The following is a 14,327-nucleotide window of genomic DNA, read 5'->3' as shown; positions in this document are numbered from 1 at the left end:
TTTTGCGAACGGCCACTTGAAGACCGCTGCTTGGGCATTTTCAAGACCTTCCAACCATCTAGCCGCGAATGGAAGCTTTAGCCATGGAAAATAACGTCACGCTCTCCGATTACCTGAAGGACAGGCATTCCACGCCGGTCGCACAGATCAAGGACCCGGGCCCGTCCCAGTCTGAACTGGAAGCCATCCTCACCTCATCGGTGCGTGTTCCCGACCACGGCAAGATCGCGCCCTGGCGGCTTGTTGTCTATCGGGGTGATGTCAGAAAAACACTCGGCGAGCAGTTCCTGAAACTGTCGCTCGAAAGCAACCCCGACATGACCGAAACTGCCCGCGAGGTGGAACTCGGCCGCTTCACCCGCGCGCCTCTCGTCGTCGCCGTCATCAGCACGGCAGCACCGCATGCAAAAATCCCGGAATGGGAGCAGGTTCTGTCTGCTGGCGCCGTTTGCCTCAACATGATCATGGCCGCCAATGCTCAGGGCTATGTCGCCAACTGGCGCACCGAATGGATCGCCTATGACGAACGCGTCTTCCCGGCACTCGGTATCAAGCCGGGCGAAAAGGTTGCAGGCTTCGTCCATATCGGCTCCAGCGATTTCCCGACGCCGGACCGGCCGCGTCCGCAGCTTGCCGACGTCGTCACCTATGCAGGCGAGGAGCAAGCCTGATGTTCTACCGGACGGACGACAATGCCCATGGCATGCGCCACGACCCTTTCAAGGCGATCGTGGCGCCGCGTCCGATCGGCTGGATAGGCACGAAGGGGCGGGACTGCTCGCTGAACCTCTCGCCCTATTCCTTCTTCAACATTGTTTCGGATGAGCCCAAGCTGGTGATGTTTTCATCGTCCGGCCGCAAGGACAGCCTGCGCAACGTGGAGGAGACGGGTGTCTTCACCGCGAGTCTTGTCAGCCGTGACCTCGCCGACAAGATGAACGCCTCATCAGCTTCGGTCGAATATGGCGTCAACGAATTCGAGCTTGCCGGGCTCACACCTGCCATGGGGCAGATCGTCGATGCACCTTACGTCGAGGAAGCCTATACAGCGCTCGAATGCAGGCTGACGGAGGTCATTCAGCCGAAGGGCATCGATGGCGGGCTTTCGACATCCTTCATGGTATTCGGTGAAGTCGTTGGCATTCATATTCGGGAAGACATCATCCGTAACGGACGAGTCGACATGTCGCTCGCAGCCCCGATCGGGCGCATGGGATATCGCGACTATGCGGATGCCGGGCTCGGGATGTTCGAACTGACGCGGCCGAAATAAATCGGTCCGGTCATCAGAAAATGACGTTGGCGATCTCGGTTTGCTCGAGGTCGCGGACAAACATGCCGCTAAAACCGTTTTCACGCGCGGCGATGCATTGCGCTTGAAAATCCTCGGGCCGGGCAGGGCGCCCGGTGCCGATCGCGACTATTCCCGCCGCTTTTGCACCAAGAGCAATCTGCGCCCGTGCAAAGCTGACAGTTTCCGACTCAGCCGAAAACGCTGTTTCCTCAAGATCGAGACCGACGGCACGAAGGCGGCGGCTCCATTGGTGCATGTTTCTGGCCTGCAGCACTCCGCCCGCATTGAGGAGCGCCGCAATGCCAGTGCTGCCGTCGGCCAGGCCGAGTCGCGCTTCTTCGAGCCGCAGCAGCATGTCCAGCCGCTGGATATCGGCACACCCTTCCGTTCCGGACAGAACCACCATCGTTGCCCGCAGCCGCAATGCAGCGACCAGCGACTCTTCCATTCGGGGAGAGGCAATTGGCGGCAACAGGGCGGCGAGACCAATTGGTTCCTTGGCGAGCGACTCGGCCGACTCAGCTTGGACGGCAATCATTTCGGAAAAACGGATAATATCGATGACCAGCCAGTCGGCGGCTGCTGCTGGAATCATGTCCGGAATGGCTCCAGGGAGGAGGAAGGAGCGCATCATCATGTCACCGGGCCTGGTTAGCAAACATGGTGAACCAATCTTAAACTTTTTACCCCTAGCGTGACCTTGAGCGGTTCCAGGGGGAATTGCGGTGTATTACCGAGGCGCGTCGTGATCGTACAGGCATTTCTTCGTTGGGCGGAGACAGCAAAAGTGGCTGATCGCGCCAAGGCGGCCGATGCTCTGGCCAGAGCCTATCTGCAGTCGCAGATGGGAGGCGAAGAACGCAAGGCAGCCGGTCTGGCGATGACCTACCTTCTCGACGATCCGTCGCCGCGGGTAAGGCTGGCGCTGGCAGAGGCCGTCTGCACGTCGCCGGACGCGCCGCGGGCCATAGTCATGACCCTTGCCGAAGACCAGCCCGAAGTCGCCTGCACGATCATCGCCTGCTCGCCGGTTTTGAGCGAATCGGATCTGGTCGATCTTGCCGGCCGCGGCGACGAGGTGACACGAGGTCTGATTGCCTCGCGACCCGGCGTAACACGTGGTGTGGCCGCCGCCATCGCTGAAATCGGTGACGAAACCGAAATCGTCCTTCTGCTCGAAAACCCGACTGCCGATATTACCCGCTCGTCGCTTCGCCGGATGGCCGAACGATTCGGCCGGCAGATGACGATCCGCAATCTTCTGCTCGAGCGCGAAACCCTTCCGGCCGACGCGCGCCACATGCTGGTGCGCCATGTCGCCGACGCCATCCTCTCAAGCGGGCTGGTTCGTTCGGCGATCGGCGGCGGCAGGCTCGACCATATGGGCCGCGAGGCGGAGGAGGCTGCGACCGTGGCGATTGCCAGCGACGCCGGTGCCGACGAAATTCCGTCGCTGGTCGAACATCTGCGCATCACAGGCCGCCTGACGCCAGCCTTTCTCATCCATGCGCTCTGCGCCGGCAAGGCGGACTTCGTCTCCTGCGCCGTTTCCAGCCTTTCCGGGCTTGGAGAGCGGCGTGTGCGGCCGATCCTCGCCACCGGGCGTGAACATGCCGTCCGCGCCCTTTTCCTGTCCTGCGGGCTTAGCCGAGAGATTGCCCTGGTCTTCGTCGAGGCGGTGTTTCTCTGGCGCGATGCCACGGCCGACAGAAGTGCCGGCGACATCTGCGCCATGCTGATCGAGCGTTTCTCAAGAAAGGCGCAGGAAAGCGCATCCATCGCCGAGATGATGGACATGATCGAGAAACTGAACCGGCTGGAAATCAGGGCCCGTGCTCGCGCCTATGCCAGCGACGTCTGCCTGGCCGCCTGAGGCCGTCAGTTCGAGACGCGCCGGGCGACCCAGGAATAACCGTCCTCAACCAGCCGTACGGGCTTGTTCATCAGGGTTTTGACCCCTTCCGTCGTCGGCAGGACATTGCGGACGCGCTGGATTGCCCTGCCTGCCAGCGTTTCCTTCTCGGCCTGACTGACTTCCTGTCCGTCCGCAGGCGTCGGCACCGGGGCAGGAGCCTGTTCCGATGCGGGTGCCTGAGCGGTCTTTTCGGTCGTCTCGGACGGATTGCCGGCAATCGTTTCCGGATTCTGGCAGACGGCGATGATCACCGGATAGGGCTGGTTCGCATAGGAAGGCAGCTGCTTTTCCGAGACCGAATCGCACATCGCGATCGTCGGCCAGCGCTGGTTGACGGTGGCGATGTAGTGGCAATCCGTTCCGCTGTCATTGCAGCCGAGAATGGTCATGATGATCAGCGCGGAATTCATGCATTTCTCCTTGAACCTGTTCAGGCCTTAGAGATGGCAATCGTGACGCGACGAAGGCATGTTATCCACGGCGCTGCGATTTCTCGCGGCAGCGTGTTTCAGGGATTGGAGGCTTTCCGGACATAGGGCAGCTCGGAGCCGGGCTGTGGCGGCGGCTGAATGGTCTGGCTGGGGTCGCCATCCTGCTGCACGGTTTCAGCCATTTTGACCTCGCGGATCCATTCGCGCCAGATCGAGACGATCAGCGCCATCAGCACCGGGCCAATGAAAAGCCCGAGGAAGCCCATCGTCTTGACCCCGCCGACAAGGCCGAAGAAGGTCGGAAGGAAGGGAAGCTTTATCGGGCCGCCGACGAGGCGCGGCCGCACTGTCTTGTCGACGATGAAAAGTTCGACCGTACCCCATGTCAGCAGGGCAATACCGGCAACATAGGAGCCGTTGGCAACCAGATAGACCGATACCAGCGTGAACGACAGCGGCGCGCCGCCAGGGATCAGCGCCATCACGCCGGTAATGACACCGAGCGTAACAGGCGAGGGGACGCCGGCGATCCAGTAGGCAATACCGAGTACGATGCCTTCGCCGATGGCAATCAGCGTCATGCCGGTGACCGTCGAACTGATCGTTGCCGGCACGACGCGCGAGATGCGTTCCCAGCGGGTCGGCAGTATACGTTCGCCGAGCAGGTCCAGCTGCGTGGTGAATGCAGCGCCGTCGCGGTAGACGAAGAACAGCGCGATCAGCATGAACAGCATGGTGAGGAGAACGTGGAATGCGCCATCCCCAGCAGCGATCACGGCACGATAGATATTGCCGATATTGGCGCCGCTGACGAGCTGAACAAGTTCGCCGATCGAACCGGGAGACCCGACATGGCGCGCCCACTGCACGCCCAGCCACTCACCGGCCCACGGAAGAGCGGTTATCCAGGCCGGTGGCGGTGCGCCAAAACGGTTGACCTCGGCTGCCCAGATGATCCACTGGCGGACTTCACCGATCGTATAGCTGATGGCAATGCCGATCGGCACGATCAGGAAGATCAGGATGAAGATGATCGCGAGCGTCGCGCCGATCGTCGTATTGCCACCGGTGCGGTACAGCAGTTTCTTGTAAAGCGGCCAGCTTGCAAAGCCGATCACCAGCGCTGCGAGGACCGGGACGAGAAAACCGTGGAAGAAATAGATGGCCGCCGCGGCCACAAGGACCAGCAGCCAGCGTGCGGCGGAAATCGGCGGAATGAGAGCGATCCTGCTCGGCGCCACCGGCCCAAGCCAGCGCGGCTCTTTTTTTCCGTCACGATCGCTATTGATACTCACGTCTGCTGCCGCTCCCAATCTTTGTCGTCCAGATATGGTATATCGATCCCATGGCTGCAAGCATAATAGCAGTCGGCTAAACGGCCCGTTACTTGTCTGCCCTACAAGCTGGATACGATAGAAATATGAAACTCCCTATTTCTATCTGCGTTGCGCAAACGCCTCTCGACAAAAATTCACCTTTCTTGACGGGCCTTATTTCGTTAGAGGTCAATTGAATGAACAGGTTCGCGCCTATCTTTGTTGAAGTGCGCAACCCGAAGGATCCAAGTGATGCCCAATGCGGATGCGGTCGATCTCACCAATTGCGACCGTGAACCCATCCATATTCCCGGAAGTATCCAGCCGCATGGGTGCCTGGTCGTCTGCGACCTTGCAGGCGCCGTCATTCTGCACCATTCCGCCAATACCGCCTCGATGCTTGGTTTCGATAGAGAAATCAACGGCGGACGGCTTGAGGATCTCGTCGGCGGCGAGGCGGCCCATTCTTTGCGCAACGCTCTGGCGACTTCGGACGATCCGGCACGGCCGGCATTGCGCCACGCGCTGCAGGTCTCTTCGGGCAAGGCTTTCGATATCGCCATCCATCGCTACGATGACAAGGTGATCATCGAATTCGAGCCGGCTTCGACGGAAGCCGATCAGCCGCTCGAAGTGGCGCGCATGCTGATCAGCCGTATCCGCAACATGAACAGCATCGATCGGCTGATCGAAAATGCGGCCCGGCTGATGTTCGCCATGCTCGGTTATGACCGGATCATGATCTACCGTTTCGAGCAGGAAGGGTCGGGCAAGGTCATCAGCGAATACAAGCGCCGGGATCTCGAAAGCTTCAAGGGCCAGTATTTCCCGGCGGCCGACATTCCGAAACAGGCGCGTGCGCTCTACGTTAAAAACACGATCCGCGTGATTTCGAATGTGGACAATGAGCGCGTCGCCCTCGCTCCGCAGCTCGGTGAGAATGGCAGGCCCGTCGATCTCTCCTTCGCGCATCTGCGCAGCGTCTCGCCGGTCCATTGCGAATATCTGCGCAACATGGGCGTCGCAGCCTCGATGTCGGTCTCGATCATCGTGGATGGCGAATTATGGGGGCTGATCGCCTGCCACCATTATTCGCCCAAGGCACTTTCGATGCCGCAGCGCGTCGCGGCGGAAACCTTTGGGGAATTCTTCTCGCTGCATCTGAGCGCGCTGAAGCAGCGGCAGCTCGTCGAGGCATCGAGCCAGGCACGTCGCTCGCTTGACCGTTTCCTGCAGGTGGCCTCGAGCCATAGCGATATCAGCAGCCTGCTTCGCAATTCGCTCCAGGATTTTGGCGGTATGCTGCCCTGTGATGGCGTCGGGCTCTGGCTCGATGGCGTATGGGCGGGCGAGGGAACAGTGCCGCCACAATATCTCGCAGGCGAGCTGGCGGAACTCGTCGGCGGCGTTGCAAGCGGACGGGTCTGGTCCACAGCTGAATTGTCCCGGTCGCTTCCGCAGTCCGGCATATCGCCCGACGATGCCTGCGGCGTGCTCGCCATACCGCTTTCACAGCGGCCGAGGGATTATCTTTTCTTTTTCCGCCGCGAAATGGTTCAGACCCTCGAATGGGCCGGGAACCCTGACAAGCAGTATCAGATCGGCCCGCTCGGTGATCGCCTGACCCCGCGCAAGAGTTTTGCGATCTGGAAGGAGCTTGTGCGGCTGAAGGCACAGCCATGGACCGATAGCGATCTGGAAATCGCCGACGCAATCCGCGCCATGCTGGTGGAAATCGTCCTACACCATAACGAACTGCTCGCGGACGAGCGGGGCAAGGCAGATGTCCGCCAGCGGATGCTGAACGAGGAGCTGAACCACCGGGTCAAGAACATCCTGTCGGTGATCAAGGCACTCGTTGGACACCCGGTCGACGATTCGCGTCCGATTTCCGATTATGTCGGCTCGCTCAAGGGCCGCATCCAGGCTCTTGCCTTTGCTCATGACCAGGTCGTGCGCAGCGGCGAGGGCGGTATTCTATCCGACCTTCTGGAAGCGGAACTGCGTCCTTATATGGAAGGATCGCGGACGATCGCCTTGAACGGTCCGCGCATCTGGCTCGACAGCCGTGCCTTTTCGGTAATGGCGCTGGTCCTGCACGAAATGTCGACCAATGCCGCCAAATATGGCGCGTTGTCCGCCGCTGACGGCCGGCTGGAAATCGAATGGCAGCGGCTCGGCAATGGCGATTGCGACCTGTTGTGGACGGAGACTGGCGGACCGACAACGCGTCCTCCGACACGCGCCGGTTTCGGCAGCGTCCTGATCGGGCGCAGCATTCCCTTCGAACTCGACGGGACTGCGTCGGTTGAGTACCCGCCGGAAGGTGTCAGGGCATCCTTCCTGATCCCGACCCGCCACATTCAGGCGGAAGAGGATCCATCGCAATCCAGCGAGAACCCTCTCTCGGGCGCTGCCGCAAATCGTCACGACGAGGCGCAAAAGCTTTCGGAACTGGAAATCCTGCTGGTCGAAGACCAGATGCTGATCGCCGCGGATGTGGAAGCCATGCTTGCGGACGAGGGCATCCAGAAGGTCGTCACCTCGCCATCGGTATCGGATGCTCTTCGACGCCTGAAGGATTTCACGCCGGATGTGGCGATCCTCGACGTCAATCTCGGTTCCAGCACATCCCTGCCGATTGCCGAGGAACTGCAGCGCCGCGATGTGCCGTTCATCTTTGCGACCGGATACAGCGACCGCTCGGTTATCCCGGCGACCTTTTCCGCACCCGTCGTGCGCAAGCCTTATGAAGTGACGGCGATCATCGGTGCCGTGAACAAGGTTCTGTCGCGACCCTGAAACTCAGGGTCGCATTACCCCTGAATTTCGAGGGGTCAGATATCCAGATTTTCTGCGAAGGCCGCACGATCCTGGATGAAGCGGAAGCGGGCTTCCGGCTTGGTGCCCATCAAATTGTCGACGGCTTCGCGGGTACCCTCGAAATCGACCTCGTCGATCAGCACGCGCAGTAGCGTGCGATGCGCAGGATCCATCGTGGTTTCCTTGAGCTGCGCCGGCATCATTTCGCCAAGGCCTTTGAAGCGGCCGACTTCGACCTTCTTGCCCTTGAACACCGTTTCCATCAGTTCAGCACGATGTGCATCGTCACGCGCATAGACCGACTTGGCACCCTGGCGCAGTACGTAGAGCGGCGGCACGGCGAGATAGAGATGGCTGCCGCGGATGAGCTCCGGCATTTCCTGATAGAAGAAGGTGATCAGCAGTGAAGCGATGTGCGCGCCGTCGACGTCGGCATCGGTCATGATGATGACGCGCTCGTAGCGGAGATCCTCTTCACGGTACTTGGTGCGGGTGCCGCAGCCGAGCGCCTGGACGAGATCGGTGATCTGCTGGTTGGCAGACAGCTTTTCACGGCTTGCCGAACCGACGTTCAAAATCTTGCCGCGCAGCGGAAGGATCGCCTGATTGGCGCGGTTGCGCCCCTGTTTTGCAGAGCCACCTGCCGAATCACCTTCGACGATGAAGAGTTCGGCGCCTTCGGCCGTGTTCTGCGAGCAGTCCGCCAGCTTGCCGGGCAGGCGCAGCTTACGCACGGCCGTCTTGCGGTTGACTTCCTTTTCCTTGCGGCGGCGAAGGCGCTCTTCGGCGCGCTCGATCACCCATTCGAGAAGCTTGGCCGCTTCCGCCGGATTGCCGGCGAGATAGTGGTCGAACGGATCGCGCAGCACGTTTTCGACGATGCGCTGGGCTTCGACGGTGGCCAGCTTGTCCTTCGTCTGGCCGACGAATTCCGGTTCGCGGATGAAGACCGAGAGCATGCCGACGGCCGAGATCATCACGTCGTCGGTGGTGATGTCCTTGGCGCGCTTGTTCTGCGTCAGTTCGGCGTAATTCTTGAGGCCCTTGGTCAGTGCGATGCGCAGACCCGCTTCATGCGTGCCGCCTTCGGGGGTCGGGATCGTGTTGCAATAGGAATGCAGCTGCGGATCGCCACCATACCAGGTGATCGCCCATTCCATGGCGCCATGACCACCGGTCTTTTCCGTGCGGCCGGCGAAGATCTCGCGGGTGACGGTAAAATCCTTGCCGAGCGTGGCAGCAAGATAATCCTTAAGACCGCCGGGGAAATGGAAGACCGCCTTTTCGGGGATTTCACCGCCCGGCTGAACAACGCCCGGATCGCAGCTCCAGCGGATTTCGACGCCGCCGAACAGATAGGCTTTCGACCGGGCCATGCGGAAGATGCGGCCGGCATCAAATTTGGCGTGGTCGCCAAAGATCTGCGGGTCGGGATGGAAACGGACCTTGGTACCACGGCGATTGTGGACGTCGCCGAGTTCTTCCAATCCACCCAGCGGAAGCCCGCGCGAAAACCGCTGGCGATAAAGCTTCTTGTTGCGGGCGACTTCCACTTCGAGGATGTCGGACAGGGCGTTGACAACCGAAATGCCGACGCCGTGCAGACCGCCGGAGGTCTCGTATGCCTTGCCGTCGAACTTGCCGCCGGCATGCAGCTTGGTCATGATCACTTCGAGCGTCGACCTGCCCGGAACCTGCGGGTGGTTTTCCACCGGAATACCGCGGCCGTTATCGGTCACGGAAAGAACGCCTTCCGCATCCAGATGCACTTCGATGAAGTTGGCGTGACCGGCCACCGCTTCGTCCATCGAGTTGTCGATGACTTCGGCGAACAGGTGATGCAACGCCTTCTCGTCGGTGCCGCCGATATACATGCCGGGACGCATGCGCACCGGCTCGAGTCCTTCGAGAACGCGGATCGAGGACGCACCGTAATCGTCACCGCCAGCCTGGGGCTGCGGGACGGGACGCGGCGTCGACGGCTCGGCCTTTACGGTTTCCGGAACGGTCGTCTTGGTCGTGGCATCATCCTGAGCCGCCCGTGTTACTTCGGGCTGCCCGGCGAAAAGGTCGTTATTGTCATCCATCGGCGGCGTCGGTACTACCTGTCGGGGTGCGGTGGGAGAAGCCATACCCATCTCGTGCTGTTTCGAATCACGCGCAATTCTGCCAAAAAACCGGCATTTTCGCGATACTCTCTGGAAACGGTTGTTATTCAGCAATGCTTGGCGGGTCGAGCAATGGCAAGCATCTGGACCTTAGGAAACAAATGAAATCTCGCATGTCCACAGTTCATTTCGTTTTCGCCGTGGCGCTTGCCACCGTTTTCTCCGTCATCGGCAGCCCTGCCACAGCGCAGGAAGGTCCGCTGAAACCGTTCAAGGACGAGCTGTTTTCCAAGCAGACGATTTTGGAAAAGGCCGATAACGGCGATTACGAAATCGTCGATTATCAGGAAATGCGCGATATCAACGGCCGCGACCGCGAGCCCGAAATGCATGTCCGCTCGCAATATATCGACACGGCCGTCCGCAGCGTCCAGGAGGATCAGGCGCTCGTCTTCGGCGACCGCAAGCTGAATGTCACCAGGGTGGGACAGGCTGAAGGCGAGGCTTTTGTCGTGATCTTCATCCATGGCCGCGGCGGCGACCGGCGGCTCGGTGTCGACGACCAAAAGTTCGGCGGCAATTTCAACCGGCTGAAAAACCTCGTCGTGCGCAATGGCGGCACCTATTATTCAGTCAGCGTTCCCGCTTTCGACGACAAGGGCGCCGCCGACGTGGGCGCGCTGATCCGCTACGCATTCGAACAGGCGGCGGGCCGGCCGGTCATCCTTGCCTGCGCCTCGATGGGCGGCATTCTCTGCCAGCATATTACCCGGGACAAGGAGACCGTCCGTTATATGGCCGGCATGGTCCTGCTTGGCGGACCTCCCGATCCCGGCCTGCCGACGACGCCTTTCGTGAAGCTCGGATTGCCGATCTATTTTGCGCACGGCAGCGCCGACAAGGTCTATGCGGCACAGGATCAGATCGATATCTACCGGAAATTGCATTTGGCCAAATACCCGGTTCGCTTCACATTGTTCGCGACGGGCAGCCATGGAACACCGATCCGGATGGTCGATTGGCGTAAAGTGCTCAATTTTGTGCTTGTTGCCCACAGATAACGAAGATACGGCCAATTCAGCCGCCGTGGCCGCTCTAAACGATTGAATCGCGAGCTGGTTCATCCGAGCTGTGTTTTTCGCCGCCAATTGCGCCTCCCGGCATTTCCGAGGTTGGAAGCAAGGCCTTGAAATAAGATCATTTTTCAGCATACGAAGGGAGGCGTGGCGCGCCGGAAGGTGCTGACTTGCACGCGGAGGTGGCGGCTGCAGCGACGTGGCCGGAAACTGGAGAGGAAAAATCAGCCGATGACGCCCGATGTGCGCCCCCTGATTGCCGGTAACTGGAAGATGAACGGTACCCGTGACGCCCTGAGTGAAATCAAGGCGATGGCTGATGGCATCCTGCATAGCGACCTGGTGGATCACGTCGATGCGCTGATCTGCCCGCCTTCGACCCTGCTTTACGTCGCGACCGCAATCTGCACCGACAGCCCGCTGATGGTCGGCGCACAGGATTGCCATCAGAAGCAATCCGGATCCCATACCGGTGACATCTCGGCCGAGATGATCGCCGACTGCTTCGGCACCCATGTCATTCTCGGCCATTCAGAGCGCCGCACCGACCATGGCGAGAGCGATCATCTGGTCCGCCTGAAGGTCGAGGCCGCGCATGAGGCTGGCCTCACCGCAATCGTCTGCGTCGGCGAAACCGCCAACCAGCGTGATGCCTACGAGACGCTCGACGTGCTGATGCGCCAGTTGATGGGCTCCATTCCCGAAAGCGCGACGGCAGACAATACCGTGGTCGCCTATGAGCCGCTCTGGGCGATCGGAACCGGCCTTACGCCGACCACGGGCGATATCGGCGTCGCCCATGCCTTCATGCGCGACGAGCTGAAGCGGCGCCTTGGGCGTGAGGAGGGGGGCGCCATGCGGCTTCTTTATGGTGGTTCCGTCAAGCCGGAGAACGCCTTGGCCCTGATGAGTGTCGACAATGTCGATGGTGCCCTGATCGGCGGCGCGAGCTTGAAAGCGAGCGAGTTCCTCGCCATCTATTCGGTCTATGAGCAGCTGGCAGCAGCAAGCCTGCAGGGATAGGTCCACGAAAGGGCTTGGAAAGCGGGCGGGCGTCATGTAAAGAGCCGCCGAACCTATTAAAGTTGTGTCCGTATAGGGCAGGGATAATCATTTCATGCAGACCGTCCTGATCGTCATTCATCTCATGATCGTGCTGGCGCTTGTCGGCGTCGTGCTGATCCAGCGCTCCGAAGGTGGTGGCCTTGGTATCGGCGGCGGTTCCGGCTTCATGTCGGCACGCGGCACGGCCAATGCGCTGACACGGACGACCGCGATCCTCGCTGCCCTGTTCTTCGTGACCTCGCTGGCGCTCGGCATTCTCGCCCGCTTCGAATCGCGTCCGACGGACATTCTGAACCGCATTCCGCAGAGCCAGCAGGGCAGTGGCAACGGCATCCTGAACCAGCTCGGCCCGGCACCGGCTGCGCCTCCGGCCAGCAACGGCGTTCCGTCCGAAGGCGCTGCGACACCGGCTCCGGCTGCACCTGCCGCAGGGGCAGCTCCCGCTACGGGCGCTGCGCCGGCTCAGCCCGCGACGCCGGCACAACCCGCAACACCTGCTCCGGCAGGCGGCGTTCCGACCGGCAACTAAGGGTCGGAAAAAGACTTCAAGCTCCGGCAGGCCAAAAGCCTGCCGGTTTTCTTTTGTGAAGATTCCACAGGGGATTTGTCGATCACGACAATTTCTGCTGGCGGAATCGTGAATGAGAAGGTATCCGGTGACTCCCATGGCGCGATATGTATTCATCACAGGCGGCGTGGTTTCCTCCCTCGGGAAAGGAATTGCGGCCGCAGCACTTGGAGCATTGCTGCAAGCCCGGGGATACCGGGTGCGGCTCAGGAAACTCGATCCTTATCTGAACGTCGATCCCGGCACGATGAGCCCGACCCAGCACGGGGAAGTGTTCGTCACCGACGACGGCGCAGAGACCGATCTCGATCTGGGGCATTACGAACGCTTCACCAGCCGTTCTGCCACCAAGACCGACAACATCACCACCGGTCGGATCTACAAGAACATCATCGACAAGGAACGCCGCGGCGACTATCTCGGCGCGACCGTTCAGGTCATTCCGCATGTCACCAACGAGATCAAGGATTTCGTCATCGAAGGCAATGACGACTATGATTTCGTCATCTGCGAAATCGGCGGCACGGTCGGCGATATCGAGGCGATGCCGTTCATGGAAGCGATCCGCCAGCTCGGCAACGATCTGCCGCGCGGCACTGCGATCTATGTCCACCTGACGCTGATGCCGTATATTCCGGCAGCCGGCGAACTGAAGACCAAGCCGACCCAGCATTCCGTCAAGGAACTGCAGGCACTCGGTATTCACCCCGACATCCTGCTAGTGCGTGCAGACCGCGAGATCCCGGAAGCCGAACGCCGCAAGCTTTCGCTGTTCTGCAACGTCCGTCCTTCCGCGGTCATCCAGGCGCTCGACGTCGCCAACATCTATGACGTGCCGATCGCCTATCACAGGGAAGGCCTCGATTCGGAAGTTCTGGCCGCCTTCGGCATCGAGCCGGCACCAAAGCCGCGTCTCGACCAGTGGGAAGAGGTCTGCAACCGTATCCGTACGCCGGAAGGCGAGGTCACGATCGCGATCGTCGGCAAATATACCGGCCTCAAGGATGCCTATAAGTCTCTGATCGAGGCGCTGCATCACGGCGGTATCGCCAACCACGTCAAGGTCAAGCTCGAGTGGATCGAGTCGGAAATCTTCGAAAAGGAAGATCCGGCGCCTTACCTCGAAAAGGTCAACGGTATCCTGGTGCCGGGCGGCTTTGGCGAGCGTGGTTCGGAAGGCAAGATCAAGGCGGCGCAGTTCGCACGCGAACGCAACGTTCCCTATTTCGGCATCTGCTTCGGTATGCAGATGGCGGTCGTGGAAGCGGCCCGCAATCTCGCCGGCATCGAAAAGGCATCCTCTACCGAATTCGGCCCGACCAGCGAACCTGTGGTCGGCCTGATGACGGAATGGGTCAAGGGCAATGCGCTCGAAAAGCGCGCGGCAGCCGGCGATCTCGGCGGCACGATGCGCCTCGGCGCCTATGCTGCGAACCTGAAGAAGGACACGCGGATTGCGGAGATCTACGGATCGACCGACATTTCCGAACGTCACCGTCACCGCTACGAGGTGAATGTCGACTACAAGGAACGGCTGGAAAGCTGTGGCCTCGTTTTCTCCGGCATGTCGCCGGATGGCGTTCTGCCGGAAACGGTCGAATATCCGGATCATCCGTGGTTCATCGGCGTTCAGTACCATCCGGAACTGAAGAGCCGTCCGCTCGATCCGCATCCGCTGTTCGCCAGCTTCATCGAAGCCGCACTGGAGCAGAACCGGCTCGTATAATCCGA

The 14,327-nt window shown here is 60.5% G+C and carries 12 protein-coding genes; 8 read left to right on the top strand and 4 right to left on the bottom strand.

What is annotated here, in order from left to right; all coding sequences use genetic code 11:
• Positions 1–83 precede the first annotated feature (83 nt).
• Positions 84–671, top strand: a complete 588-nt coding sequence (locus tag FHW37_RS30365; RefSeq protein ID WP_145643300.1) for a nitroreductase family protein — start codon at positions 84–86, stop codon at positions 669–671.
• Positions 671–1,273 (top strand): flavin reductase family protein, encoded by a 603-nt coding sequence (locus FHW37_RS30360; protein ID WP_145643299.1) that lies wholly within the window; start codon positions 671–673, stop codon positions 1,271–1,273. Before FHW37_RS30365 ends, FHW37_RS30360 begins: the two co-directional genes overlap by 1 nt.
• A 13-nt stretch (positions 1,274–1,286) precedes the next feature.
• Here FHW37_RS30360 and FHW37_RS30355 read toward each other — a convergent pair whose 3' ends face one another.
• On the bottom strand, positions 1,287–1,931 hold the full coding sequence (locus FHW37_RS30355) for a hypothetical protein (RefSeq protein ID WP_145643298.1): 645 nt from the start codon (positions 1,929–1,931) through the stop codon (positions 1,287–1,289).
• Between the two features lie 108 nt (positions 1,932–2,039).
• On the opposite strand from FHW37_RS30355, the gene FHW37_RS30350 reads away from it, so the two are divergent.
• Positions 2,040–3,167, top strand: coding sequence for a DUF2336 domain-containing protein (locus FHW37_RS30350; RefSeq protein WP_145643297.1), 1,128 nt, complete (start codon positions 2,040–2,042; stop codon positions 3,165–3,167).
• A gap of 5 nt (positions 3,168–3,172) precedes the next feature.
• Here the strand turns inward: FHW37_RS30350 and FHW37_RS30345 are convergent, their stop codons facing one another.
• Both FHW37_RS30345 and FHW37_RS30340 read right to left on the bottom strand, forming a co-directional pair.
• Positions 3,173–3,619 carry a hypothetical protein gene (locus FHW37_RS30345; RefSeq protein ID WP_145643296.1) on the bottom strand — a complete coding sequence of 149 codons (447 nt, stop codon included), beginning with the start codon at positions 3,617–3,619 and terminating at the stop codon, positions 3,173–3,175.
• Between the two features lie 98 nt (positions 3,620–3,717).
• Positions 3,718–4,935, bottom strand: a complete 1,218-nt coding sequence (locus FHW37_RS30340; RefSeq protein ID WP_186458478.1) for an AI-2E family transporter — start codon at positions 4,933–4,935, stop codon at positions 3,718–3,720.
• A gap of 273 nt (positions 4,936–5,208) precedes the next feature.
• Here FHW37_RS30340 and FHW37_RS30335 point away from each other — a divergent pair, with 273 nt between their 5' ends.
• Positions 5,209–7,758 (top strand): HWE histidine kinase domain-containing protein, encoded by a 2,550-nt coding sequence (locus tag FHW37_RS30335; RefSeq protein WP_145643295.1) that lies wholly within the window; start codon positions 5,209–5,211, stop codon positions 7,756–7,758.
• A gap of 35 nt (positions 7,759–7,793) precedes the next feature.
• On the opposite strand, the gene parE is transcribed toward FHW37_RS30335, so the two are convergent.
• Positions 7,794–9,866 (bottom strand): DNA topoisomerase IV subunit B, encoded by a 2,073-nt coding sequence (gene parE, locus FHW37_RS30330; protein ID WP_145643367.1) that lies wholly within the window; start codon positions 9,864–9,866, stop codon positions 7,794–7,796.
• Between the two features lie 194 nt (positions 9,867–10,060).
• Here parE and FHW37_RS30325 point away from each other — a divergent pair, with 194 nt between their 5' ends.
• The 4 genes from FHW37_RS30325 (at position 10,061) to FHW37_RS30310 (ending at position 14,322) form a co-directional block, all read left to right on the top strand.
• Positions 10,061–10,948: an alpha/beta fold hydrolase gene (locus tag FHW37_RS30325; RefSeq protein WP_246691009.1), complete on the top strand. Its 888-nt coding sequence runs from the start codon at positions 10,061–10,063 to the stop codon at positions 10,946–10,948.
• Between the two features lie 246 nt (positions 10,949–11,194).
• Positions 11,195–11,986 (top strand): triose-phosphate isomerase, encoded by a 792-nt coding sequence (tpiA, locus tag FHW37_RS30320; protein ID WP_145643293.1) that lies wholly within the window; start codon positions 11,195–11,197, stop codon positions 11,984–11,986.
• 94 nt (positions 11,987–12,080) lie between these two features.
• Positions 12,081–12,557 carry a preprotein translocase subunit SecG gene (gene secG / locus FHW37_RS30315; protein ID WP_145643292.1) on the top strand — a complete coding sequence of 159 codons (477 nt, stop codon included), beginning with the start codon at positions 12,081–12,083 and terminating at the stop codon, positions 12,555–12,557.
• 136 nt (positions 12,558–12,693) lie between these two features.
• A complete protein-coding gene (locus FHW37_RS30310; protein ID WP_186458477.1) occupies positions 12,694–14,322 on the top strand; it encodes a CTP synthase in 1,629 nt (542 codons plus the stop codon).
• The last annotated feature ends 5 nt before the right edge of the window (positions 14,323–14,327 follow it).

Source organism: Neorhizobium alkalisoli (genome assembly GCF_007829835.1).
GTDB lineage: Bacteria > Pseudomonadota > Alphaproteobacteria > Rhizobiales > Rhizobiaceae > Neorhizobium.
Note: the sequence above shows the minus strand (reverse complement) of the source record. Positions and strands in the feature narration are given on the sequence as shown.